21 protein-coding genes and 4 tRNA genes are annotated in these 22,918 nt (G+C 54.6%); 17 read left to right on the top strand and 8 right to left on the bottom strand.

Going from position 1 to position 22,918, the window contains the following annotated elements; all coding sequences use genetic code 11:
• The first annotated feature begins 163 nt into the window (after window positions 1-163).
• The 5 genes from thrP to SOM82_RS20045 all read left to right on the top strand — a co-directional run bounded on the left by thrP (window position 164) and on the right by SOM82_RS20045 (window position 2,098).
• Window positions 164-1,546 (top strand): bifunctional threonine/serine APC transporter ThrP, encoded by a 1,383-nt coding sequence (gene thrP, locus SOM82_RS20065; RefSeq protein ID WP_320461496.1) that lies wholly within the window; start codon window positions 164-166, stop codon window positions 1,544-1,546.
• A gap of 105 nt (window positions 1,547-1,651) precedes the next feature.
• Window positions 1,652-1,728: transfer RNA gene (locus SOM82_RS20060), tRNA-Arg, on the top strand.
• Between the two features lie 68 nt (window positions 1,729-1,796).
• Window positions 1,797-1,872: transfer RNA gene (locus SOM82_RS20055), tRNA-His, on the top strand.
• A gap of 20 nt (window positions 1,873-1,892) precedes the next feature.
• Window positions 1,893-1,979, top strand: a tRNA-Leu gene (locus tag SOM82_RS20050).
• A gap of 42 nt (window positions 1,980-2,021) precedes the next feature.
• Window positions 2,022-2,098 (top strand) — tRNA-Pro (locus tag SOM82_RS20045).
• Window positions 2,099-2,670: 572 nt separating this feature from the next.
• On the opposite strand, the gene hemY is transcribed toward SOM82_RS20045, so the two are convergent.
• Genes hemY through hemC form a run of 4 tightly spaced genes read right to left on the bottom strand, consistent with a single transcriptional unit; the run spans window position 2,671 to window position 6,757 of the window.
• The gene (hemY, locus tag SOM82_RS20040) at window positions 2,671-3,867 is read right to left on the bottom strand and encodes a protoheme IX biogenesis protein HemY (RefSeq protein WP_320461495.1); all 1,197 of its coding nucleotides are present in this window, start codon (window positions 3,865-3,867) and stop codon (window positions 2,671-2,673) included.
• 2 nt (window positions 3,868-3,869) lie between these two features.
• Entirely contained in the window at window positions 3,870-5,057 is a 1,188-nt protein-coding gene (gene hemX / locus SOM82_RS20035; RefSeq protein ID WP_320461494.1) for a uroporphyrinogen-III C-methyltransferase, read from the bottom strand.
• 21 nt (window positions 5,058-5,078) lie between these two features.
• Window positions 5,079-5,819: a uroporphyrinogen-III synthase gene (gene hemD / locus SOM82_RS20030; RefSeq protein ID WP_154128934.1), complete on the bottom strand. Its 741-nt coding sequence runs from the start codon at window positions 5,817-5,819 to the stop codon at window positions 5,079-5,081.
• Complete coding sequence (gene hemC / locus SOM82_RS20025) at window positions 5,816-6,757, bottom strand: hydroxymethylbilane synthase (protein WP_320461493.1); 942 nt, start codon at window positions 6,755-6,757, stop codon at window positions 5,816-5,818. Before hemC ends, hemD begins: the two co-directional genes overlap by 4 nt.
• 347 nt (window positions 6,758-7,104) lie before the next feature.
• Here hemC and cyaA point away from each other — a divergent pair, with 347 nt between their 5' ends.
• The gene (gene cyaA, locus SOM82_RS20020; protein WP_320461492.1) at window positions 7,105-9,648 is read left to right on the top strand and encodes a class I adenylate cyclase; all 2,544 of its coding nucleotides are present in this window, start codon (window positions 7,105-7,107) and stop codon (window positions 9,646-9,648) included.
• Window positions 9,649-9,745: 97 nt separating this feature from the next.
• Here cyaA and cyaY read toward each other — a convergent pair whose 3' ends face one another.
• Complete coding sequence (gene cyaY, locus SOM82_RS20015; protein ID WP_320461491.1) at window positions 9,746-10,069, bottom strand: iron donor protein CyaY; 324 nt, start codon at window positions 10,067-10,069, stop codon at window positions 9,746-9,748.
• Window positions 10,070-10,207: 138 nt separating this feature from the next.
• Between cyaY and lptM the strand changes: the two genes are divergently transcribed.
• The 8 genes from lptM (at window position 10,208) to corA (ending at window position 17,137) form a co-directional block, all read left to right on the top strand.
• Window positions 10,208-10,411: an LPS translocon maturation chaperone LptM gene (gene lptM, locus SOM82_RS20010; protein WP_154128930.1), complete on the top strand. Its 204-nt coding sequence runs from the start codon at window positions 10,208-10,210 to the stop codon at window positions 10,409-10,411.
• A gap of 35 nt (window positions 10,412-10,446) precedes the next feature.
• Window positions 10,447-11,271, top strand: a complete 825-nt coding sequence (dapF, locus tag SOM82_RS20005; protein WP_154128929.1) for a diaminopimelate epimerase — start codon at window positions 10,447-10,449, stop codon at window positions 11,269-11,271.
• On the top strand, window positions 11,268-11,975 hold the full coding sequence (locus SOM82_RS20000) for a DUF484 domain-containing protein (protein ID WP_154128928.1): 708 nt from the start codon (window positions 11,268-11,270) through the stop codon (window positions 11,973-11,975). The genes dapF and SOM82_RS20000 overlap by 4 nt, the downstream gene beginning before the upstream one ends.
• The gene (gene xerC / locus SOM82_RS19995; protein ID WP_320461490.1) at window positions 11,972-12,874 is read left to right on the top strand and encodes a tyrosine recombinase XerC; all 903 of its coding nucleotides are present in this window, start codon (window positions 11,972-11,974) and stop codon (window positions 12,872-12,874) included. Before SOM82_RS20000 ends, xerC begins: the two co-directional genes overlap by 4 nt.
• Window positions 12,874-13,590, top strand: coding sequence for a 5-amino-6-(5-phospho-D-ribitylamino)uracil phosphatase YigB (gene yigB, locus SOM82_RS19990; RefSeq protein ID WP_320461489.1), 717 nt, complete (start codon window positions 12,874-12,876; stop codon window positions 13,588-13,590). Before xerC ends, yigB begins: the two co-directional genes overlap by 1 nt.
• Before the next feature lie 78 nt (window positions 13,591-13,668).
• Window positions 13,669-15,831 (top strand): DNA helicase II, encoded by a 2,163-nt coding sequence (gene uvrD, locus SOM82_RS19985; protein WP_154128925.1) that lies wholly within the window; start codon window positions 13,669-13,671, stop codon window positions 15,829-15,831.
• A 149-nt stretch (window positions 15,832-15,980) separates the two neighbouring features.
• Complete coding sequence (gene ysgD, locus SOM82_RS19980) at window positions 15,981-16,037, top strand: YsgD/CorL family protein (protein WP_212743980.1); 57 nt, start codon at window positions 15,981-15,983, stop codon at window positions 16,035-16,037.
• Window positions 16,038-16,186: 149 nt separating this feature from the next.
• Window positions 16,187-17,137, top strand: a complete 951-nt coding sequence (corA, locus tag SOM82_RS19975) for a magnesium/cobalt transporter CorA (protein WP_154128924.1) — start codon at window positions 16,187-16,189, stop codon at window positions 17,135-17,137.
• Window positions 17,138-17,205: 68 nt separating this feature from the next.
• Here corA and rarD read toward each other — a convergent pair whose 3' ends face one another.
• Together rarD and yigI are read right to left on the bottom strand one after the other, a co-directional pair.
• Window positions 17,206-18,102, bottom strand: a complete 897-nt coding sequence (gene rarD, locus SOM82_RS19970) for an EamA family transporter RarD (protein WP_154128923.1) — start codon at window positions 18,100-18,102, stop codon at window positions 17,206-17,208.
• A 51-nt stretch (window positions 18,103-18,153) separates the two neighbouring features.
• Window positions 18,154-18,621, bottom strand: coding sequence for an acyl-CoA thioesterase YigI (gene yigI, locus SOM82_RS19965; RefSeq protein ID WP_154128922.1), 468 nt, complete (start codon window positions 18,619-18,621; stop codon window positions 18,154-18,156).
• A 160-nt stretch (window positions 18,622-18,781) separates the two neighbouring features.
• Between yigI and pldA the strand changes: the two genes are divergently transcribed.
• The 3 genes from pldA to rhtC all read left to right on the top strand — a co-directional run bounded on the left by pldA (window position 18,782) and on the right by rhtC (window position 22,254).
• Window positions 18,782-19,651, top strand: a complete 870-nt coding sequence (gene pldA, locus SOM82_RS19960) for a phospholipase A (RefSeq protein ID WP_154128921.1) — start codon at window positions 18,782-18,784, stop codon at window positions 19,649-19,651.
• Between the two features lie 91 nt (window positions 19,652-19,742).
• Window positions 19,743-21,572 carry an ATP-dependent DNA helicase RecQ gene (gene recQ, locus SOM82_RS19955; RefSeq protein WP_320461488.1) on the top strand — a complete coding sequence of 610 codons (1,830 nt, stop codon included), beginning with the start codon at window positions 19,743-19,745 and terminating at the stop codon, window positions 21,570-21,572.
• A 61-nt stretch (window positions 21,573-21,633) separates the two neighbouring features.
• Window positions 21,634-22,254 (top strand): threonine export protein RhtC, encoded by a 621-nt coding sequence (gene rhtC, locus SOM82_RS19950; RefSeq protein ID WP_154128920.1) that lies wholly within the window; start codon window positions 21,634-21,636, stop codon window positions 22,252-22,254.
• Here rhtC and rhtB read toward each other — a convergent pair.
• Window positions 22,251-22,871 carry a homoserine/homoserine lactone efflux protein gene (gene rhtB, locus SOM82_RS19945; protein ID WP_154128919.1) on the bottom strand — a complete coding sequence of 207 codons (621 nt, stop codon included), beginning with the start codon at window positions 22,869-22,871 and terminating at the stop codon, window positions 22,251-22,253. The two genes, rhtC and rhtB, sit on opposite strands and share 4 nt — an antisense overlap.
• Window positions 22,872-22,918 lie beyond the last annotated feature (47 nt).

The following is a 22,918-nucleotide window of genomic DNA, read 5'->3' as shown; positions in this document are numbered from 1 at the left end:
CAACTCTCCTGCAAAACTGCTGCGTTTGTGTGCAATACATTCATTTTTTTAACGCATCGTTTGCCATTTCGTAGAATTTAAGAAACCATTCCTCCCCGTATTTCAGTACCCAAAAATAATAACCGGCAAAAGCCGGGACAACAGCAAACACAACCGAGGATTTATGGCAGAGAAAAAACCTGAGCTTCAGCGTGGGCTGGAGGCTCGACATATAGAATTAATCGCCCTTGGCGGCACAATCGGCGTCGGCCTGTTTATGGGCTCCGCCAGCACGCTGAAATGGGCTGGTCCGTCCGTCTTACTGGCTTATATTGTCGCCGGGCTGTTCGTTTTCTTCATCATGCGCTCGATGGGCGAAATGTTGTTCCTCGAGCCGGTTGCCGGTTCGTTCGCCGTTTACGCGCACAAATACATGAGCCCGTTTTTTGGCTATCTCACGGCCTGGTCTTACTGGTTTATGTGGATGGCGGTGGGGATATCGGAGATCACCGCGATAGGTGTCTATGTCCAGTTCTGGTTCCCGGAAATGGCGCAATGGATACCCGCGCTCATCGCCGTAGGGCTGGTGGCGCTCGCGAACCTTGCTGCCGTGCGTCTGTACGGCGAAATCGAGTTCTGGTTTGCGATGATCAAAGTCACCACCATTATCGTGATGATTGTCGTTGGCCTGGGGGTGATCTTCTTTGGCTTTGGGAATGGCGGGCAGGCGATTGGTTTTGGCAATCTGACTGAACATGGCGGTTTCTTTGCTGGCGGCTGGAAGGGCTTTCTGACGGCGCTGTGTATCGTGGTGGCATCCTATCAGGGCGTGGAACTGATCGGTATCACCGCAGGTGAAGCCAAAAATCCGCAGGTCACATTGCGCAGCGCTGTCGGCAAAGTGTTGTGGCGCATCCTGATTTTCTACGTCGGCGCGATTTTCGTTATCGTCACCATTTTCCCGTGGAACCAGATTGGCACCACCGGCAGTCCATTCGTACTGACCTTCGCGAAAATCGGTATCACGGCGGCGGCCGGTATCATTAACTTTGTGGTCCTGACGGCGGCGCTCTCCGGCTGTAACAGCGGTATGTACAGCTGTGGGCGTATGCTCTATGCGCTGGCGAAAAACCGTCAGCTTCCGGCGGCAATGGGCAAAGTCTCCCGTGCGGGTGTGCCTGTCGCGGGCGTAGCGGTCTCCATTGCCATTCTGCTGATTGGCTCGTGCCTGAACTACATCATCCCGAATCCGCAGCGCGTATTCGTCTATGTCTACAGCGCCAGCGTGCTGCCGGGCATGGTGCCGTGGTTTGTGATCCTGATTAGCCAGCTGCGTTTTCGCAAGGCGCACCAGAAGGCGATAGCCAGCCATCCGTTCCGTTCAATTATGTTCCCGTGGGCGAACTATTTAACGATGGCATTTCTGATCTGTGTTTTGATCGGGATGTACTTCAATGAGGATACCCGCATGTCGCTGTTTGTCGGGATTATCTTCATGGCTGCAGTCTCGGTCGGATATAAGATTTTTGGTCTCAGCCGTCATGCTGTAAGCCCAAAAGTGGAGTAATAAGCGACAAAATGCGCAAAGCATAACCAAACGCGCATTTATTTTAAAAAAGCACTAGACAGCAGACCGAGACCTCCGTAATATCCAGCCCCGCAACGGCGCTAAGCGCCCGTAGCTCAGCTGGATAGAGCGCTGCCCTCCGGAGGCAGAGGTCTCAGGTTCGAATCCTGTCGGGCGCGCCAATATTTTCCCGGCGCTAGAGCTGCGGTGGTCTGGAAGTTTCAGAACCGCGTGAAAGAATAAAGTAGTGGTGGCTATAGCTCAGTTGGTAGAGCCCTGGATTGTGATTCCAGTTGTCGTGGGTTCGAATCCCATTAGCCACCCCATTATTGATAAGTTGTGACATGCGACGGTGGCGGAATTGGTAGACGCGCTAGCTTCAGGTGTTAGTGTCTTAACGGACGTGGGGGTTCAAGTCCCCCCCCTCGCACCACGACTTAAAGTATTGAACTAAAAATTCAAAAAAGCAGTATATCGGCGAGTAGCGCAGCTTGGTAGCGCAACTGGTTTGGGACCAGTGGGTCGGAGGTTCGAATCCTCTCTCGCCGACCAATTTTGAACCCCGCTTCGGCGGGGTTTTTTGTTTTCTGTCATTCCTGCATGCTGTTGTCATTTCCCGACAACGCTATCACCATTTGTCGCGATTCAGAGACAAATAACCCTCTGATTTAAATATACTTTTCTTGAAAGGCATAATCCTGTCGCTCTCAGGAGACACTTATTCTCCGCTCTCATTGAGCTATCGCGCCCGAATAACGCTGTCGAATGAAAAACTCCTTTAATCTTAAAATGTTGCACAATGTAAAACTTCTGGATGCAACGTTGGCACGTTACGTGCAATAATATACGTGTAGATGCTCATTCCATCTCTTATGTTCGCCTCAGGGCCTCATAAACCCAGGAATGACGCAGAGCCGTTTACGGTGCTTATCGTCCACTGACAGATGTCGCTTCGGCCTCATCAAACACCATGGACACAACGTTGAGTGAAGCACCAATATATGTTGTCGAATAGATCTGTTTAACGCCTGCTTTTTAGCAGGCGTTTTTTTATGGGCGATGCTCAGGTTTCGACAATAAAAAAGGAGGCCAGAGGCCTCCTGATTCTCAACGGCTCTTCGCCGTTACTGACTACCGTTGTTCTGCAACGTTAACAGCAAGCCATCACGACGCATGGCGGCGGCTTCTTCCGGCTTATGCTGTTTATCCAGCGTATCCGCAAGCCAGGCGTAGTCAAACGCGTCCGGACGCTGTTTCAGCGCTGCGCGGAAGGCAAGACTCGCCTCTTGCCACTCACCGTGTTTCATCAGCGACTGACCTAACGTACTCCACAGCAGTGGGCGATCGCCGACCGTTTTAATCTGCTGGCGGAGCATTTTTTCCATCTGCTCAGGATTGTTAGTTCTGAGACGCGGGATCGCCATTACCAGCCGATCGTCATACTGGCGCTTCAGGCCATCGAGAATAATCTCCTGCGCGGTGTCATGATCGTCACATTCGATAAGATGCTCTGCCATCGCCACCTGCAATGGAACTTGCTGACGCGTTTTACGGCTCTGATTTTTCCACCAGGTCTTCAGACCGTCGCTACCCAGATCGGCGCGAGCCTGATCCATCAGGCCAATCCACGCCTGACGCTGCAATGCATCACGGTGGTCATCATCGCCGACCTCAGCTTTCGCCATCGAAGGAATGATATCCAGCAATGAACCCCAGGCACCGGTGCGAATATAGGCCTGTTCGGCAAGGCGCAGCACTTCCGGATGGCGCGGTGTGATCTCCAGCAGACGGTCGACTCCGTGACGCGCGGCGTGATTCTCGTTACGCGCCAGCTGCAAACGAACGCGGGTGATCTCAACCGGAATCTGATCGTTTGAGGCCAGCTCAGAAGCGCGCTCCAGATGCTGATTTGCACGCACTTCATCGCCGCGCTGTTGTGCGGCTTCTGCTGCCAACAGATAGTTCACGACGGGCTGCTCGGCATGATCGGCGTTTTTCGACATCAGTTTTTCAACCTGCTGATAATCGCCTTCGGCCAGCTTGAGCAGCGCCTGTTCGGTTTGTTTGCGTGCGCGACGACGTTTGCGACCAACGAACCAACCGCGGGTGTGCGCGCCGGTACGGAAAATACGGCGCAGGATCCATTCGATCACAAACAACACCACCATGGTGAGGATCAAAATGATCACCAGACCGGTGACGCTGGTTTCGACGTTGTAGTTATCGGTCTGGATCAGGACATAGCCCTGATGTCCGGCCAGCATTGGCCCCAGGACGATCCCGGCGATCAACAATAAGAAGAGTAATAAGACTTTTAACATGATTACTCTCCTTGAGGTGCGCTTTCAGGGGCTGGCGCAGGCGCTGCGGCATTCGGCTCCGCTGCCACGCCCGGCTGTGCCAGCAGGTTACGCACGCGGGTTTGCATCAGCTTTTCGAGAATCGGCTGGCTTTCCAGTTTGTCCGGGACATTCATGGTGATATTTTGCTGACTGAGTTTGTCCACATCGTCAAGGAACGCGGTTGTCGTGGCATCGCTGGTATCGTAATACGCGCGTACCCAGGTCGAGACATTATCCAGCGCCTGTTTGTACGTCTCTTCCTGATGACGCGGGACGGCCTGTGCGGCAACCAGCAGGCGGGAACGAATGTTTTCACGCAGATAAACATCCTGATTCGGGGCCAGCAGCGGGACGGCCGTTTCGTCACGGCGGCGAACGGTGATAAAGCTGTCCATAAAGTTCTGCCAGCTTTTCTGCAGGTTGATGCGCCACTCGCTCAGGGAACTCGACAGTTCAGTCCCGTCAGAATCCATCGGGGAATCATCGTCGTTATTATCCGCAAGCCGCAGATTATCAATTTGATTCGAAAGCTGATTTACCCTAAGGATGATACCGTCATAATCCACCTGAGAAACGGCGCCCAGGCTGGCAATATCTTCGGTAATGGCGCGACGAGCGGTGATTAAGCTCGGGTCGTTCATGTCGGCCAGGCTGGCATCGGCGCTTTTTAACAGTGCGGCGGCCGTTGTGACATCCTGATCGCTCCACAGCTTACGTCCTGCCAGTTTGACCAGGAAATCAGCCTGTGACAGCAGCCAGGTTTTGGCGTCAGTGCCGGAAATGGTCGCGACTTTTTGCTGGACTTCACCAAGCTGTTTCGCCAGCTCTTCTCGCCGGGTATTGGCCTCGGCAAGCTGGGATGACTGCTGCTTAATGATATTTTCCAGCTCGGTTTTCTGCGTCTCCTGCGCTTTTTGCAGCGCGGTGATCTGATTCACCAGCGCATCGCTGGTTTCCGACTGGGTGGTCGCCTGTTTTTTCACTACGCCATACAGACCGACACCGGCAGCCAGAGCAATGGCGATAGCGACAGCGCTGAGCGCCAGGCTGGTTTTATTGCTGCCGTTTTTCTTCTCAACTGTATTTTCTGTCTTCTCTGGCTGTGGCGTGATCTCCACAGTCTCCCTGGTCTCTTCAACCACGGCGGAGGATTTTTCTTGTTCCGTCATTATGGCTTCCCATTATGAGAGTTATTGTAATGCGCGCAGCAGCGCATCGTTGTCGGCGTTATCAGCGATCCGAATATCTTGCCAGCCCAGTTCCCGGGCGAGGTTCGCCAGACGCTCACTGACGACCAGTAGCCGACAGCGGAGTAACCAGTTTTCACGATACCATTGTGGAATCAGCGACCAGAGCTGATGCAGCATTTCGCCGCTGGTGATTACCAGCGTATCGACACCGCGCGTATGCCAGCGCATCGCTTCTTGCGCACCGTCATAATACTTTGCACAGCGCTGATAGCATTCGCAGAAGGTGACGTCAGCGCCACGGGCACTCAGGGTTTCACCCAGTAATTCACGGCCACCGTTACCGCGCAGTATCAACGCGCGCTTTCCCGCAACAGATTGTAATTCAGGTAATTGTAGCAAGACTTCGCTGATTTCCCGATCTAACGGATACTGAATATCTATTCCGCTGACGGCGTGCAGGGCCAGCGCAGTGGTGCGACCAATCGCGAAATAGCGTGGCGCGGTCGGCCAGCTCTTCTTCTCTTGTTGCAATTGGGCGTGGGCGAATTCGACCGCATGTTGTGATAAGACGAACACAAGATCGCTGGCGTTCAGGGCATCAAGATGGCCGGAGAGCATGGATAACTCCCGGCCCGGAGAAAATTCGATCAGCGGAAAGCTCCATGCCACCTGCCCCAGTGCGCGCAGACGGCTCACTAACTGCTCTCCTGCGGGAGAAGGGCGGGTGACGAGAATACTCATGCTGGGGGTTCTCCGTTATAGACATCGGCCAGGATCTCGCGCGCGCCGTTATCAAGTAGCTCTTCCGCAAGTGATACGCCAAGCATTTCTGCATCTTGCGCCGGGCCGCGACGTTCACCGCGGACCATCTGTGAACCATCCGGCGCGCCAACCAGCGCACGCAGCCACAGTTCACCGTCACTCAATTCAGCATAGCTGCCGATCGGCACCTGGCAGCCACCTTCGAGACGAGTATTCATTGCACGTTCGGCTTTGACGCGGACAGCGGTCTCATCGTGATTAAGCGGGGCGAGCAGGTGACGGGTACGCTCGTCATCAAGACGGCACTCAATCCCGACCGCGCCCTGACCCACTGCGGGCAGAGACAGCTCTGGCGGAAGGGCAACGCGCACGCGTGATTCCAGCCCCAGGCGCTTCAGGCCAGCGACTGCCAGAATAATGGCATCGTAATCACCGTTATCAAGCTTGCCGAGGCGCGTTCCAACGTTGCCGCGAAGAGAGCGGATCACCAGATCCGGACGCCGTTCCGCCAGCTGACACTGGCGGCGTAAACTTGACGTGCCAACCACGCTGCCGTGAGGTAAATCATCCAGCGAGTCGTAACGATTTGAGACGAACGCGTCACGCGGATCTTCGCGCTCGCAAATGGTGACCAGGCCTAATCCTTCAGGGAATTCGACCGGCACATCTTTCATGGAGTGGACGGCGATATCGGCGCGGTTTTCAAGCAGTGCGACTTCCAGCTCTTTTACAAACAGACCTTTACCGCCCACTTTCGCCAGCGGCGTATCAAGGATCACATCACCGCGCGTCACCATGGACACCAGTTCGACACGTAAGCCCGGATGGCAGGCTTCGAGGCGCTGCTTAACATATTGTGCCTGCCAGAGCGCAAGAGGGCTTTGGCGTGTGGCAATTCTCAAAACATTGTCTAACATGCTTGTTACCGTCATTATCGTCCGTTGACCATCCTAACATTGTTGACTCTGGGATGTCAGTTTTACGGTCGATGAAGGGGTGAGGGACAAGGCGGTGCTCAGGTCATCCGCAGCCGTATTAAGGAATTTACACGTGCAGAACGGTGCTACACTTGTATGTAGCGCATCTTTCTTTACGGTCAATCAGCAAGGTGTTAAATTGATCACGTTTTAGACCATTTTTTCGTCTGCACGACCAAAAAGATAAGGGCGAAAAAAGGTAACGGTTCTTTTTTGAAATACTGCGGGCTCGTAATCATTCGCTCTTATGAACGATTGCTACGTCCGGCAACATCAGGCGATATGTCTTGTACCTCTATATTGAGACTCTGAAACAGAGACTGGATGCCATAAATCAATTGCGCGTGGATCGCGCGCTTGCTGCCATGGGACCTGCTTTCCAACAGGTTTACAGTCTGCTGCCAACGTTATTGCATTATCACCATCCGTTGATGCCGGGTTACCTCGATGGTAACGTTCCCCAGGGCATTTGCCTCTTCACGCCCGACGAAACCCAACAGCACTATCTGACTGAGCTGGAACTCCACCGTGGTATGCCGCCGCAAGTGTCACCGAAAGGTGAACTGCCGATTACCGGCGTTTACTCGATGGGCAGTACCTCGTCGGTAGGCCAAAGCTGTTCCTCTGATCTCGATATCTGGGTCTGCCATCAGTCATGGCTCGATAACGACGAACGCCAGCTCCTGCAGCGTAAATGCAGCCTGCTGGAAAGCTGGGCAGCATCGCTCGGTGTGGAAGTGAGCTTCTTCCTGATTGACGAAAACCGTTTCCGCCATAACGAAAGCGGCAGCCTCGGCGGTGAAGACTGCGGTTCAACCCAGCACATGTTGCTGTTGGATGAATTTTATCGCAGCGCTGTACGTCTGGCCGGTAAACGTATTTTGTGGAATATGGTGCCGTGCGAAGAAGAAGAGCATTACGACGACTACGTCATGTCGCTCTATTCGCAGGGCGTGCTGACGCCAAACGAATGGCTGGATTTGGGCGGCTTAAGCTCCTTGTCCGCTGAAGAATATTTCGGCGCAAGTCTGTGGCAGCTCTACAAAAGTATTGATTCACCGTATAAAGCGGTGCTGAAAACGCTGCTGCTTGAAGCGTACTCCTGGGAATACCCCACGCCACGCCTGCTGGCAAAAGACATTAAACAGCGTCTGCATGACGGAGAGATTGTCTCCTTTGGCCTTGATGCCTACTGCATGATGCTGGAACGCGTCACCGAATACCTGAAAGCCATTGATGACACCACGCGTCTCGATCTGGTGCGTCGATGTTTCTATCTCAAAGTCTGTGAAAAACTCAGCCGCGAACGTGCGTGTGTCGGCTGGCGTCGTGAAGTGGTCAGTCAGTTAGTCAAAGAGTGGGGATGGGACGAAGAACGCTTATTCATGCTCGATAATCGCGCCAACTGGAAAATCGATCAGGTGCGTGAAGCACACAACGAATTGCTCGATGCCATGATGCAAAGCTACCGTAACCTGATTCGCTTTGCTCGCCGCAACAACCTCAGCGTTTCCGCCAGCCCGCAGGATATCGGTGTGTTGACCCGTAAACTGTACGCGGCTTTCGAAGCGCTCCCGGGCAAAGTGACCCTGGTTAACCCGCAGATTTCCCCCGATCTGTCAGAGCCAAACCTGACCTTTATCTACGTTCCGCCAGGACGCGCGAACCGGACGGGCTGGTATCTTTACAACCGTTCGCCAAACATGGATTCGATCATCAGCCATCAGCCGCTGGAATATAACCGGTATCTCAATAAGCTGGTGGCCTGGGCATGGTTTAACGGCCTGCTGACTTCACGGACTCGCCTGTTTATCAAAGGCAACGACGTGGTCGATTTAGCCAAATTGCAGGAAATGGTCGCCGATGTGTCGCACCACTTCCCGCTGCGCTTACCTGCGCCGACGCCGAAAGCGCTCTACAGCCCGTGTGAAATCCGTCATCTGGCGATTATTGTCAACCTGGAGTACGACCCGACGGCGGCTTTCCGCAATCAGGTGGTCCATTTTGACTTCCGCAAGCTGGATGTCTTTAGCTTTGGCGAGCAGCAAAACTGCCTCATTGGCAGCGTTGATCTGCTGTATCGCAACTCGTGGAACGAAGTGCGTACCCTGCATTTCAACGGCGAGCAGGCGATGATCGAAGCGCTGAAAACCATTCTCGGTAAAATGCACCAGGATGCCGCGCCGCCGGATAGCGTGGAAGTGTTCTGCTACAGCCAGCACCTGCGTGGTCTGATTCGTACCCGCGTGCAGCAACTGGTGTCGGAATGTATTGAACTGCGTCTTTCCAGTACGCGTCAGGAAACGGGCCGCTTCAAAGCGCTGCGCGTCTCTGGCCAGACCTGGGGGCTGTTCTTCGAGCGTCTGAATGTTTCAGTGCAGAAGCTGGAAAACGCCATTGAATTCTACGGTGCGATCTCTCACAACAAGCTGCACGGCTTGTCGGTGCAGGTTGAAACCAACCACGTCAAACTGCCGCAAGTGGTGGACGGTTTTGCCAGCGAAGGCATTATTCAGTTCTTCTTTGAAGAGGTGGGGGATGACGCCGGGTTCAATATTTATATCCTGGATGAAACCAACCGCGCCGAAGTGTATCACCACTGCGAAGGCAGCAAAGAGGAGCTGGTGCGCGACGTGAGCCGCTTCTATTCCTCCTCACACGATCGCTTCACCTACGGCTCAAGCTTTATCAACTTCAACTTGCCGCAGTTTTATCAGATTGTGAAAGTCGACGGCCGTGCGCAGGTCATACCGTTCCGGACCCAGGCTATTCCTGCGGTGCCTGCCAACCAGGATGCCAATACGCCGCTGTTACAGCAATATTTCTCCTGAGTGCGGGGGAGTGCACTCTGATGCTCTCACCCCGACCCTCTCCGGCTGGAGATGGAGCAGAAACAAAAAACCTCTCATAAGAGAGGTTTTTTTGTCATTAATCCCGGAAGCTCACATTTTCGCCAGCCTGCTGCGTTGCCGCCTGTTCCAGCAGATCCCAGAACTTTTCGCCGCTACGATCGCAAATCCACTCATCGCCTTTGAGATCGAAATGGTAGCCACCCTGTTTGGTTGCCAGCCAGACCTGATGCAGCGGCTCCTGACGGTTGATAATAATTTTGCTGCCGTTCTCAAAGCTTAAGGTCAGTACGCCACCGTTGATTTCACAATCAATGTCGCTGTCGCCATCCCAGTCGTCCAGCTGCTCTTCAATGGTTTGCCACAGGGTATCGGCAAGGCGATGGAATTCACTGTCGTTCATGGTTATGTTCCTGTTTTTCGTGATGGCGGCAGTATAACGCTAAATAATTCCCGTTGCAGGAAAGCGGCAAACTCTTGCTTTTGTGTCTTCTCCTGCGATGATAGAAAGCAGAAAGCATGAACTTACGGGCAACCCATAATGAAAAACGTTTTTCGAACGCTTGCCGTTCTCGTCACTCTGTTTAGTCTGACCGGCTGTGGATTGAAGGGACCGCTGTACTTCCCGCCGGCAGATAAGTCAGCGCCACCGCCGACCAAACCGGTGCAAAGTCAGATCGAGTCATCGACGCCGGATAGCAACGATCGCGGCGACAACGGTGGCCCAAGCCAGGTGAACTACTGATAATCACGTTCTGTACCCGCGCAATGGAGTAGATGATGCAGTTCTCTAAGATGCATGGCCTTGGCAACGATTTTATGGTCGTCGACGCGGTAACGCAGAATGTCTTTTTTTCCCCGGAGCTGATTCGCCGTCTGGCGGATCGTCATCTGGGTGTCGGTTTTGATCAGCTGCTGGTCGTTGAGCCGCCGTACGATCCCGATCTGGATTTTCACTATCGCATCTTCAACGCTGACGGAAGTGAAGTCTCGCAGTGTGGCAATGGCGCGCGCTGTTTCGCACGTTTTGTGCGCCTCAAAGGCCTGACCAACAAGCGCGATATTCGCGTCAGCACGGCGAATGGCCGCATGGTCTTAAGTGTGACCGACGATGAGCTGGTGCGTGTGAATATGGGGGAGCCCAACTTCGAGCCATCAGCGGTCCCCTTTCGGGCCATCAAAGCGGAAAAGACCTATATCATGCGGGCGTCCGAGCAGACAGTATTGTGTGGCGTAGTCTCAATGGGCAATCCCCATTGCGTGATTCAGGTTGATGATGTTGATACCGCTGCGGTAGAAACGCTTGGGCCGGTGATGGAAAGCCATGACCGCTTCCCTGAGCGCGCCAATATTGGTTTTATGCAGGTAGTCAAACGTGAACATATCCGCCTGCGCGTCTATGAGCGCGGTGCGGGCGAAACGCGAGCCTGCGGCAGCGGTGCGTGTGCTGCGGTCGCCGTCGGCATCTCACAAGGTTTACTGGCCGAAGAGGTTCGCGTGGAATTGCCAGGCGGTCGTCTTGATATCGCCTGGAAAGGTCCGGGTCATCCGCTGTTTATGACTGGCCCGGCGGCACATGTATACGACGGGTTTATCCATTTATGAAACAACCAGGGGAAGAACTGCAGGAAACAATGACGGAACTGGACGACCGGGCTGTTGTTGATTATCTGCTGCGCAATCCTGAGTTTTTTATCCGCAATGCACGCGTTGTCGAACAGATGCGCGTCCCGCATCCGGTCCGCGAGACGGTATCGCTGGTCGAATGGCATATGGCGCGTTCGCGCAAACACATCGATCAGCTTGAAGAAAACATGACGCTGCTGATGGAACAGGCCAGCAATAACGAAAGCTTGTTTTACCGACTGCTGCATTTGCAGGCGCGGCTTGCGTCGGCGCACAGCCTGGAAGAATTTCTCAGCCGTTTTCACCGCTGGGCGCGTGAGCTCGGGCTGGCAGGGGCGACCATTCGTCTGTTCCCCGATCGCTGGCGTATTGGCGCACCGTCCGGTTTTACCCATCTGGCGTTAAGCCGTCAGGCGTTCGAACCGCTGCGCATTCAGCGCCTTGGCCATGAGCATCACTATCTTGGGCCATTGAACGGTCCTGAGCTGCTGGTGGTGTTGCCTGAAGCCAAAGCGATTGGCTCAGTGGCAATGTCGTTGATGGGGCGTGAGGGCGATCTGGGCGTGATGTTATTCACCAGCCGCGACGCACACCACTATGAGCAAGGACAGGGCACGCACCTGCTACAGGAAATAGCCCTGATGCTGCCTGAGCTGCTGGAGCGCTGGATTGAACGCATATGACGGAGTCACTGCTTAATCCCCTTGTCGCGCGTTTTCTGCGTTATCTTGGCGTTGAACGCCAGCTTAGCCCGATCACGCTGCTGAATTATCAGCGTCAGCTTGATGCCATCATGCAGATCGCCGAAGAGATCGGTCTGAAAAGCTGGCAACAATGTGACGCTGCGATCGTGCGCGGATTTGTGGTGCGCAGCCGGCGCAAAGGTTTAGGCCCGGCGAGTCTCGCGTTACGGCTTTCTGCCCTGCGCAGTTTCTTCGACTGGCTGGTGAGCCAGGGCGAGCTAAAAGCCAATCCGGCAAAAGGCATCGCCACCCCAAAAGCGCCGCGCCATCTGCCGAAAAATATCGACGTTGATGACGTGAATCGTCTGCTGGATATCGATCTTAACGATCCGCTGGCGGTGCGCGATCGCGCGATGCTGGAGGTAATGTATGGCGCGGGTTTACGTCTTTCGGAACTGGTGGGATTAGATCTTAAACATCTCGATCTGGATACCGGCGAAGTGTGGGTGATGGGCAAGGGCAGCAAAGAGCGCCGTTTGCCGATAGGCCGCAATGCGGTGGCGTGGATTGAGCACTGGCTGGATCTGCGCGGCCTGTTTGGTACAGAAGAAAATGCGCTGTTTCTCTCAAAACTGGGGAAACGCATTTCCGCGCGCAACGTGCAAAAGCGTTTTGCCGAATGGGGTATCAAGCAGGGGCTGAACAGCCACGTACATCCGCATAAACTGCGCCACTCCTTTGCGACGCATATGCTGGAGTCCAGCGGCGATCTGCGCGGCGTGCAAGAATTGCTGGGCCACGCGAATCTGTCGACCACCCAAATCTATACCCATCTCGATTTTCAACACCTTGCCTCGGTGTACGACTCGGCCCATCCACGCGCAAAACGGGGGAAATAATGCGTTTTTACCGCCCACTGGGTCAGATATCTGCCCTGACTTTCGATCTCGATGACACCCTTTACGACAACCGTCAGGTGATTCTGCGCACCGAACAGGAAGCGCTGGCGTTTGTGCAAAACTATCACCCGTCTTTAAAAACGCTACAAAACCGTGATTTTCAACGGATGCGTCAGGCGTTACGCGAGACGGAGCCAGAAATCTATCATGATGTGACGGAATGGCGTCGCCGCGCCGTTGAACAGACGATGCTGCATGCCGGGCTGAGTGCGCAAGACGCGGCGCTTGGCGCGGAAGCCTCGATGGCTCACTTTGCCAAATGGCGTAGCCGCATTGATGTTCCGCAGGAGACTCACGACACCCTGGCTATGCTCGCCAAAAAATGGCCGCTGGTGGCGATAACTAACGGTAACGCCCAGCCCGAGCTGTTCGGCCTTGGCGATTATTTTGAGTTTGTATTGCGTGCTGGCCCGCACGGGCGCTCGAAACCGTTCAACGATATGTACCATCTGGCGGCAGAAAAACTGGCTCTGCCGCTGGGCGAAATCCTGCATGTGGGCGATGACCTGACCACTGATGTCGCTGGTGCGATACGCTGTGGGATGCAGGCCTGCTGGATCAAACCGGAAAATGCCGACCTGATGCAGACCGCTGACAGTCGCCTGTTGCCGCACGTAGAAATTTCGCGGTTGGCATCCCTCACCACGCTGATATAATCACCAGCAGTATTGTATAAATTAACAGTATGTCCGGAAGCGAAACGGCGACCGGGCAGATGACTTCTGGCGGTGCCAATGGACGTTTCTTACCTGCTCGACAGCCTTAATGACAAACAGCGTGACGCGGTTGCCGCGACGCGTACCAATATGCTGGTGCTGGCAGGGGCGGGCAGTGGTAAGACACGTGTTCTGGTGCATCGTATTGCGTGGCTGCAAAGCGTGGAAAACTGCTCGCCGTATTCCATTATGGCCGTGACGTTTACCAACAAAGCGGCAGCGGAGATGCGCCATCGTATCGCGCAGCTGATGGGAACCAGCCAGGGGGGCATGTGGGTGGGGACTTTCCACGGACTGGCTCATCGCCTGCTGCGCGCGCACCATATGGACGCGAACCTGCCGCAGGATTTCCAGATCCTCGACAGCGAAGACCAGCTTCGTCTGCTGAAGCGTCTCATCAAGGCGATGAATCTTGACGAGAAGCAGTGGCCGCCGCGTCAGGCGATGTGGTACATCAACGGCCAGAAAGACGAAGGGCTGCGCCCGCATCATATTCAGAGCTTCGGTAACCCGGTCGAGCAAACGTGGCAGAAGGTTTATCAGGCCTATCAGGAAGCGTGTGACCGCGCCGGGCTGGTGGATTTCGCCGAGCTGCTGCTGCGCGCCCATGAGCTGTGGCTCAACAAACCGCATATTCTCCAGCACTATCGTGAACGCTTTACCAACATCCTGGTGGACGAATTCCAGGATACCAACAACATTCAGTACGCGTGGATCCGTCTGTTAGCGGGCGATACCGGCAAGGTCATGATCGTCGGCGATGACGACCAGTCCATCTACGGCTGGCGTGGGGCGCAGGTGGAAAACATCCAGCGTTTCCTCAACGATTTCCCCGGCGCAGAAACCATTCGTCTGGAACAAAACTACCGCTCAACCAGCAATATTCTGAGCGCCGCCAACGCCCTGATTGAAAACAACAACGGGCGTCTGGGCAAAAAGCTGTGGACCGACGGCGTCGATGGCGAACCGATTTCGATCTATTGCGCATTCAACGAACTGGATGAAGCGCGCTTTGTAGTCAACCGGATTAAAACCTGGCAGGACAACGGCGGAGCGCTGGAACAGTGCGCCATTCTCTATCGCAGCAACGCCCAGTCGCGCGTGCTGGAAGAGGCGTTGTTGCAGGTGAGTATGCCGTACCGTATTTATGGCGGTATGCGCTTCTTCGAGCGTCAGGAGATCAAAGATGCGCTCTCGTATCTGCGCCTGATTGCGAATCGTAACGACGATGCGGCGTTTGAGCGCGTGGTGAATACGCCAACACGCGGGATTGGCGATCGCACGCTCGACGTAGTACGTCAGGCGGCCCGTGAACGTCAGCTAACGCTCTGGCAGGCCTGCCGGGAGCTGTTGCAGGAAAAAGCGCTGGCTGGCCGTGCGGCAAGCGCATTACAACGCTTTATTGAACTGATTGACGCGCTGGCGCAGGAAACGGCCGATATGCCGCTGCACGTCCAGACTGACCGGGTCGTAAAAGATTCGGGTCTGCGCATGATGTATGAGCAGGAAAAGGGCGAGAAAGGCCAGACGCGTATTGAGAACTTAGAGGAACTGGTGACGGCAACGCGCCAGTTCAGCTACAACGAAGAAGACGAAGATCTGATGCCGCTTCAGGCGTTTTTGTCGCACGCCGCGCTGGAAGCAGGCGAAGGGCAGGCGGATACCTGGCAGGACGCGGTGCAGTTAATGACGCTGCACTCCGCAAAAGGGCTGGAGTTCCCGCAGGTGTTTATCGTCGGCATGGAAGAGGGGATGTTCCCAAGTCAGATGTCGCTGGATGAGGGCGGTCGTCTGGAAGAAGAACGCCGCCTGGCCTACGTCGGCGTGACGCGTGCGATGCAAAAACTGACCCTGACTTACGCCGAGACCCGCCGTTTGTACGGCAAAGAGGTTTATCACCGTCCGTCGCGTTTCATCGGTGAACTGCCGGAAGAGTGTGTGGAAGAGGTGCGTTTGCGCGCCAGTATCAGCCGTCCGGTGAGCCATCAGCGAATGGGCACGCCGATCTCGGAAAACGATACCGGCTACAAGCTTGGCCAGCGCGTCCGTCACTCAAAATTTGGCGAAGGCACCATTGTGAATCTGGAAGGCAGCGGTGAGCACAGCCGCCTGCAGGTGGCGTTCCAGGGGCAAGGGATCAAATGGCTGGTCGCGGCCTACGCGAAGCTGGAAACGGTGTAACATTCAGAAAAATATCATTATTTTGTAATAATCTGCTAGCCTTAATAGCTGAAGGCTATTTATTGCTCTTCAGCGTTCCGTTGCGTGTTGACGCCGCAGTTACTGCTGGCGTAACATGCGCGCACGATTACGCTAAGAGGACATTCGCCTTGGACACACCCAGTAGATACTGGCTCAATTCCCTGTCATCCAGGAACAACTCCTAAGGCTATCTCCTCTTGCTGATGGCCTTAGTGGTTGTCAGCGACCTATTTTTCCCGTCGCGCTGAGTCAGGCTGTTTAATGGTCTGAAACCCATATTGTTTCTGTGTGCCCACCGAACTGTCCGATATTTTTTGCATTGGGAGTCCCGGTCATGTTGAGCGCATTTCAACTCGAAAATAACCGACTGATTCGGCTTGAAGCTGAAGAGTCACAGCCCCTCATTGATGCCGTATGGGTGGATCTGGTCGAGCCGGACGACGATGAGCGCCTTCGCGTACAATCAGAGCTCGGACAAAGCCTGGCTACCCGCCCGGAACTGGAAGATATCGAAGCATCCGCGCGTTTCTTTGAAGACGAAGACGGCCTGCATATTCACTCCTTTTTCTTTTTTGAAGATGCGGAAGACCACGCCGGTAACTCCACCGTCGCGTTTACCATTCGTGATGGCCGCCTGTTCACGCTGCGCGAGCGCGAACTGCCTGCGTTTCGTCTCTATCGTATGCGCGCCCGCAGCCAGGCAATGGTCGATGGCAATGCCTATGAACTGCTGCTTGATCTGTTCGAAACCAAAATCGAACAGCTGGCGGATGAGATCGAAAACATCTACAGCGATCTGGAAAAGCTGAGCCGCGTCATCATGGAAGGCCATCAGGGCGATGAATACGATGAAGCGCTCTCCACGCTGGCGGAGCAGGAAGATATCGGCTGGAAAGTGCGTTTGTGTCTGATGGATACCCAGCGAGCGCTGAATTTCCTGGTGCGTAAAGCGCGTCTGCCTGGCGGTCAGCTTGAACAAGCGCGGGAGATCCTGCGCGATATCGAATCCCTGCTGCCGCATAACGAATCGCTGTTCCAGAAAGTGAACTTCCTGATGCAGGCGGCGATGGGCTTTATCAACATCGAGCAGAACCGCATCATCAAGATCTTCTCGGTGGTATCCGTGGTGTTCCTGCCGCCGACGCTGGTGGCATCAAGCTACGGGATGAACTTCGAGTTTATGCCGGAACTGCGCTGGAGCTTTGGCTATCCTGGCGCGATTATCTTTATGATCCTTGCCGGGCTGGCGCCGTATCTGTATTTCAAACGTCGCAACTGGCTGTAAATTCGCAACTCATATGAGCCCGTTCGGGTTCAGAATGCCCTCTCCCTCAGGGAGAGGGCAGGGCAATATTACCGCCCTCTCTTCACTCTGCGTTGCGTATAAATCGCATCCGCGACAAAAACAGCCAGTGCGACCCAGATAAACGCAAAGGTCACCATCTTATCGGCGCCAGGGACTTCGCCGTAAAAGACCACGGCCAGCAGGAACATCAGCGTTGGACCGATGTACTGGAAGAACCCGAGCGTGGAGAGGCGTAAACGCGTTGCCGCGCCGGTAAAGCACAACAGTGGAATGGTGGTCACGACGCCTGCGGCCATCAGCATCAGGTTCAGCGACCACGGATTACTTCCCATATGGCTGGTGCTGCTGTCGGCAATGCCAAACAGATAAATGGCCGCCAGCGGCAGTAACCACAGCGTTTCGAACAGCATTCCGGTCTGCGCTTCTACGGCAATTTTTTTACGCACCAGACCATAAAACGCAAAGCTAAACGCCAGCCCCAACGCGATGATCGGCAGCGAACCAAACGTCCACAGCTGTACCAATACGCCGCAGAAGGCCAGTAAAACGGCGACCCATTGCATACGACGGAAACGTTCGCCGAGGAACAGCATCCCCAGCACAATATTTACCAGCGGGTTAATAAAGTAGCCAAGACTGGCTTCCAGCATGTGATGGTTATTGACCGCCCAGATGAACAGCAGCCAGTTGCCGCCAATCAGCACCGCCGACAGCGCCAGCAGGAAAATCTTCTTCGGAGTTTGCAGCAGCGTTTTCACGCCCGACCACTGACGGCTGATGCTCATCAGCGCCACCATAAAGAAAAAAGACCAGATTACGCGGTGGGTGAGAATTTCGTCTGCTGGGACGTAGTAGATCAGCTTGAAGTACGCGGGCGCGATACCCCAAATAAAATAAGCGGCAAGGGCGAGTAAAACGCCCTGCCGCGTCTGTTTAGCATCCATCGGGAAAATCCGTTACAAGAAAGTGAATTAATTTTACCCGATTTTAGCGTCTCAACCCACCATATAAGTGGCAGTTGCGCTGGCGATATAAACCTGCTCTTCGTTATGCAATTCGACGCGGGCGACAGCCACCTTATTGCCTGCGCGCAGCAGACTGCTGGTGGCGGTAAAGCGATTACCTCGTCCCGGACGTAAATAGTCCACGCGTAAATCAATGGTCCCCATCCGCGAAAGACGCTGCCGTAATTCATCTTCGTTGATGGTGTCGTGACGCGCCAGCGTGCTGCCCACACAGACCAGACCTGCCGCGACGTCCAGCGCCGAGGCGATCACCCCGCCGTGTAAAATACTTTGCGCCCAGTTTCCCACCATCATTGGCTGATTGTTGAAACCCAGCTGGGCGAACCCTTTTTCGTAACGTTCCAGCTCCAGCCCCAGCGCGCGGTTAAATGGCATGTGGTAAACAAAAATCTCTCCCACCAGTTTCAGGGCTTCTTCAGCGGTAAGCGTGGCTGACATGAAAAGTCGCATCCTTTGTTGTTAACAAAATGTTGATTTTATGCCTCAAGCATAAGGATTTCCACTTTCAGAAACGAAGAGGGGAAGTTAGCGAAGAAACAGGTAGAATGTGGCCCACATAACTCTTCACATAATCTTATTTCGCAGGAGAACCCCACCGATGCGGACGTATCTGGGTTGGTTACTGGCGGCGGTTTCGCTGCCCCTCACGGCATTTGCGCAGGAAGCGACGCTGAAAGAAGTGCATGATAAGCCCGCCGTTCGCGGCAGTATTATCGCGAATATGCTTCTGGAGCATGATAATCCGTTTACGCTCTATCCGTACGACACTAACTATGTGATTTACACCCAAACCAGCGACCTTAACAAAGAAGCGATCAGCTCCTATAACTGGTCCGATAATGCGCGCAAAGATGAAGTGAAGTTCCAGCTCAGTCTGGCGTTCCCTTTCTGGCGCGGTATTTTGGGGCCGAACTCGGTTCTGGGCGGTTCTTATACCCAGAAATCCTGGTGGCAGCTGTCCAATAGCGGTGAATCGTCGCCGTTCCGTGAAACCAACTATGAGCCGCAATTGTTCCTCGGCTTTGCCACGGACGACGAATTTGCTGGCTGGACGCTGCGCGACGTGGAGTTTGGCTATAACCACGATTCCAACGGTCGTTCCGATCCGACATCGCGTAGCTGGAACCGTCTCTATACGCGTCTGATGGCGGAGAACGGTAACTGGCTGGTGGAAGTCAAACCGTGGTATGTGATTGGCGATACGGACGATAACCCGGATATCACCAAATACATGGGCTACTATCAGCTTAAAATTGGCTACCAGCTGGGTGACGCGGTTCTGAGTGCGAAGGGCCAATACAACTGGAACACTGGCTATGGCGGTGCGGAGCTGGGCTTGAGCTATCCGATGACCAAACATGTGCGTATCTACACGCAGGTTTACAGCGGCTACGGCGAATCGCTTATTGATTATAATTTCAATCAAACCCGCGTTGGTGTGGGCGTGATGCTTAACGATCTTTTCTAGGCCATCCTGAATGTTTTTTCGTTAAACGTTGAAGTTTCTCTCTCAGGCGCTGAAAATAGCGCCTGTTTTATTTCTGGCATATGGGGTTAACGTGGCGCAGGCGGACGTATTGAATCAGGAATCGCTGGCTAAACAGGTTTTGCATGAAACCTTTGGCTATCAGCAATTCCGCCCTGGCCAGGAAACCATCATTAAAACCGTGCTGGAAGGCCGCGACTGTCTGGTGGTTATGCCCACGGGTGGCGGAAAATCGCTGTGCTATCAGGTTCCCTCGCTTGTTCTGGACGGCCTCACGGTCGTGGTTTCGCCGCTCATTTCGCTGATGAAAGATCAGGTGGACCAGCTGCTGGCAAACGGCGTGGCCGCGGCCTGTATTAACTCCACTCAAACGCGCGAACAGCAGCAAGAGGTGATGGCAGGTTGTCGTAACGGACAAATTCGCCTGCTCTATATCGCTCCAGAGCGCCTGATGCTGGACAACTTCCTTGAGCATTTAGCGCACTGGAATCCGGTATTGCTGGCGGTGGACGAGGCGCACTGTATCTCCCAATGGGGCCACGATTTCCGTCCGGAATACGCCGCGCTCGGCCAGCTTCGTCAGCGTTTCCCGGCGTTGCCATTTATGGCGCTCACCGCCACGGCGGACGACACCACGCGTCTGGATATTGTGCGGCTGCTGGGTCTGAACGATCCGTTTATTCAGGTCAGCAGTTTTGACCGCCCCAACATCCGCTACATGCTGATGGAAAAATTCAAGCCGACGGACCAGCTGCTGCGTTATGTGCAGGAGCAGCGCGGCAAATCCGGCATTATTTACTGCAACAGCCGCGCGAAAGTGGAAGACACCGCCGCGCGTCTGCAAAATCGCGGCTTTAGCGCGGCGGCCTATCACGCCGGTTTAGAAAACCACATCCGCGCCGACGTGCAGGAAAAATTCCAGCGCGATGACCTGCAAATCGTGGTCGCGACGGTGGCGTTCGGGATGGGGATCAACAAACCGAACGTGCGCTTTGTGGTGCACTTCGACATCCCGCGCAATATCGAATCCTATTACCAGGAAACCGGCCGCGCCGGGCGTGATGGCCTGCCTGCTGAAGCGATGCTGTTTTACGATCCGGCGGATATGGCGTGGTTGCGCCGCTGTCTGGAAGAAAAACCCGCCGGGCAACTGCTGGATATCGAACGCCACAAACTTAACGCGATGGGGGCCTTTGCCGAAGCGCAAACCTGCCGACGTCTGGTGCTGCTCAATTATTTTGGCGAAGGACGCCAGGAGCCGTGCGGCAACTGCGATATCTGCCTCGATCCGCCTAAGCAGTACGATGGCCTGATGGATGCGCGTAAGGCGCTCTCAACCATTTACCGTGTGAATCAGCGCTTTGGTATGGGCTACGTGGTGGAAGTGCTGCGCGGGGCAAATAATCAACGTATCCGCGAAATGGGGCACGACAAGCTGCCGGTTTACGGCATTGGTCGTGAACAGAGCCACGAACACTGGGTGAGTATTATCCGCCAGCTGATTCACCTCGGTTTCGCTACGCAAAATATCGCCCAGCACTCCGCGCTTCAGCTCACTGAGGCGGCGCGACCGGTGCTGCGCGGTGATTTGGCGTTACAGCTTGCCGTTCCGCGCGTTGTCGCGCTCAAACCGCGTGTGATGCAAAAATCCTACGGCGGCAACTACGACCGCAAGCTGTTTGCCAAACTGCGCAAGCTGCGTAAAGCGATTGCCGACGAAGAGAATATCCCGCCGTATGTCGTGTTCAACGATGCCACGCTTATCGAGATGGCCGAGCAGACGCCGCTCAGCGCGGGCGAAATGCTCAGTATCAACGGCGTCGGCACGCGTAAGCTTGAGCGCTTTGGTAAAGAATTCATGGCACTGATTCGTTCTCATGTTGACGGCGATGATGAGGAGTAGTCAGCCAGACTAAAAAGTGCCAGGATGGTCACTCACTGAATAATTTCCCCGCGAGTTAATTATGTTAATGCTATTTCTCACTGTGGCGTTGGTGCACATCGTTGCGCTGATGAGCCCTGGCCCTGACTTTTTCTTCGTTTCTCAGACTGCTGTCAGCCGCTCTCGCAAAGAGGCGATGATGGGGGTGCTCGGTATTACCATGGGCGTCATGGTGTGGGCTGCCGTCGCGCTGCTTGGCCTGAATCTTATCCTCGCGAAGATGGCGTGGCTGCATAACATTATTATGGTCGGCGGTGGCCTGTATCTGTTGTGGATGGGTTATCAGATGCTGCGTGGGGCTTTCAGGAAAGAAGAGACAACCGCACCGGAGCCAAAGGTTGAACTGGCCACGGGCGGACGTAGTTTTATTAAAGGGTTGCTGACCAACCTCGCCAATCCGAAAGCGATTATTTACTTCGGCTCGGTATTCTCACTGTTCGTGGGTGATGATGTGGGCGCTGGCGCGCGCTGGGGAATTTTCCTGCTGATCGTCGTCGAAACCTTCGCGTGGTTCACCATCGTGGCAAGCCTGTTTGCCCTGCCATCCATGCGTCGCGGTTATCAGCGTCTGGCGAAGTGGATCGACGGCTTTGCCGGCGCATTGTTCGCCGGCTTCGGTATTCATCTCATCATTTCTCGTTAAGCATGACGCGCTGACGCTAACAGCGCGCCAACCAGCATAAACAACGAACCAAAGATTTTATTCAGGGCCTTCATCTGTTTAGGCCCTTTAATCCACGCCGCAATCCGCTGTGCCAGCGTCGCATAACCAATCATCACGATAATATCGACAACGATCGTCGTTGTGCCCAACACCACGTACTGCATCACCTGCGGCTGATGCGGAACGATAAACTGCGGGAACAGGGCGGCCAGAAAAACGATGCTTTTGGGGTTGGTCAGGTTCACGAAAACCGCGCGCTTAAACAGGCGACCGCGTGTTTGCGTATGCGCGAGGGTGTTCAGATCAATCGAGCCTGCCGCACGCCACTGCTGGATGCCCAGCCAAATCAGATACGCCGCGCCCGCCCATTTGAGCACTTCAAACGCCAGCACCGAACGCGAGAACAGCGTACCCAGTCCGATCCCCACCAGCACGATGTGAATTCCCAGCCCAGTCTGCAATCCGGCAATAGAGGCGGCCGCGCCGCGATAGCCATGGTTGATGGACGTGGTCATGGTATTAATCGCGCCAGAGCCGGGTGAAAGGCTCAGGATGATGGATGTCAGCAGGTAGGCGAACCACCACTCGAAGGTCATTTGAAACTCCCGAATCGTCTATTTTTATGCCACAATACGCTATTGTT

Source organism: Lelliottia sp. CFBP8978, assembly GCF_034046055.2.
GTDB lineage: Bacteria > Pseudomonadota > Gammaproteobacteria > Enterobacterales > Enterobacteriaceae > Enterobacter.
This window is presented reverse-complemented; position numbering and strand designations above follow the sequence as displayed.

Excerpts from the sequence above, each read along its gene's own strand:
- hemY (WP_320461495.1), bottom strand. The coding sequence starts at position 3,867 with ATGTTAAAAGTCTTATTACTCTTCTTATTGTTGATCGCCGGGATCGTC.
- cyaY (WP_320461491.1), bottom strand. The coding sequence starts at position 10,069 with ATGAACGACAGTGAATTCCATCGCCTTGCCGATACCCTGTGGCAAACC.
- thrP (WP_320461496.1), top strand. The coding sequence starts at position 164 with ATGGCAGAGAAAAAACCTGAGCTTCAGCGTGGGCTGGAGGCTCGACAT.
- uvrD (WP_154128925.1), top strand. The coding sequence starts at position 13,669 with ATGGACGTTTCTTACCTGCTCGACAGCCTTAATGACAAACAGCGTGAC.
- lptM (WP_154128930.1), top strand. The coding sequence starts at position 10,208 with ATGAAAAACGTTTTTCGAACGCTTGCCGTTCTCGTCACTCTGTTTAGT.
- rhtC (WP_154128920.1), top strand. The coding sequence starts at position 21,634 with ATGTTAATGCTATTTCTCACTGTGGCGTTGGTGCACATCGTTGCGCTG.
- yigI (WP_154128922.1), bottom strand. The coding sequence starts at position 18,621 with ATGTCAGCCACGCTTACCGCTGAAGAAGCCCTGAAACTGGTGGGAGAG.
- hemD (WP_154128934.1), bottom strand. The coding sequence starts at position 5,819 with ATGAGTATTCTCGTCACCCGCCCTTCTCCCGCAGGAGAGCAGTTAGTG.
- hemC (WP_320461493.1), bottom strand. The coding sequence starts at position 6,757 with ATGTTAGACAATGTTTTGAGAATTGCCACACGCCAAAGCCCTCTTGCG.
- hemX (WP_320461494.1), bottom strand. The coding sequence starts at position 5,057 with ATGACGGAACAAGAAAAATCCTCCGCCGTGGTTGAAGAGACCAGGGAG.
- dapF (WP_154128929.1), top strand. The coding sequence starts at position 10,447 with ATGCAGTTCTCTAAGATGCATGGCCTTGGCAACGATTTTATGGTCGTC.
- pldA (WP_154128921.1), top strand. The coding sequence starts at position 18,782 with ATGCGGACGTATCTGGGTTGGTTACTGGCGGCGGTTTCGCTGCCCCTC.
- SOM82_RS20000 (WP_154128928.1), top strand. The coding sequence starts at position 11,268 with ATGAAACAACCAGGGGAAGAACTGCAGGAAACAATGACGGAACTGGAC.
- xerC (WP_320461490.1), top strand. The coding sequence starts at position 11,972 with ATGACGGAGTCACTGCTTAATCCCCTTGTCGCGCGTTTTCTGCGTTAT.
- yigB (WP_320461489.1), top strand. The coding sequence starts at position 12,874 with ATGCGTTTTTACCGCCCACTGGGTCAGATATCTGCCCTGACTTTCGAT.
- rhtB (WP_154128919.1), bottom strand. The coding sequence starts at position 22,871 with ATGACCTTCGAGTGGTGGTTCGCCTACCTGCTGACATCCATCATCCTG.
- rarD (WP_154128923.1), bottom strand. The coding sequence starts at position 18,102 with ATGGATGCTAAACAGACGCGGCAGGGCGTTTTACTCGCCCTTGCCGCT.
- corA (WP_154128924.1), top strand. The coding sequence starts at position 16,187 with ATGTTGAGCGCATTTCAACTCGAAAATAACCGACTGATTCGGCTTGAA.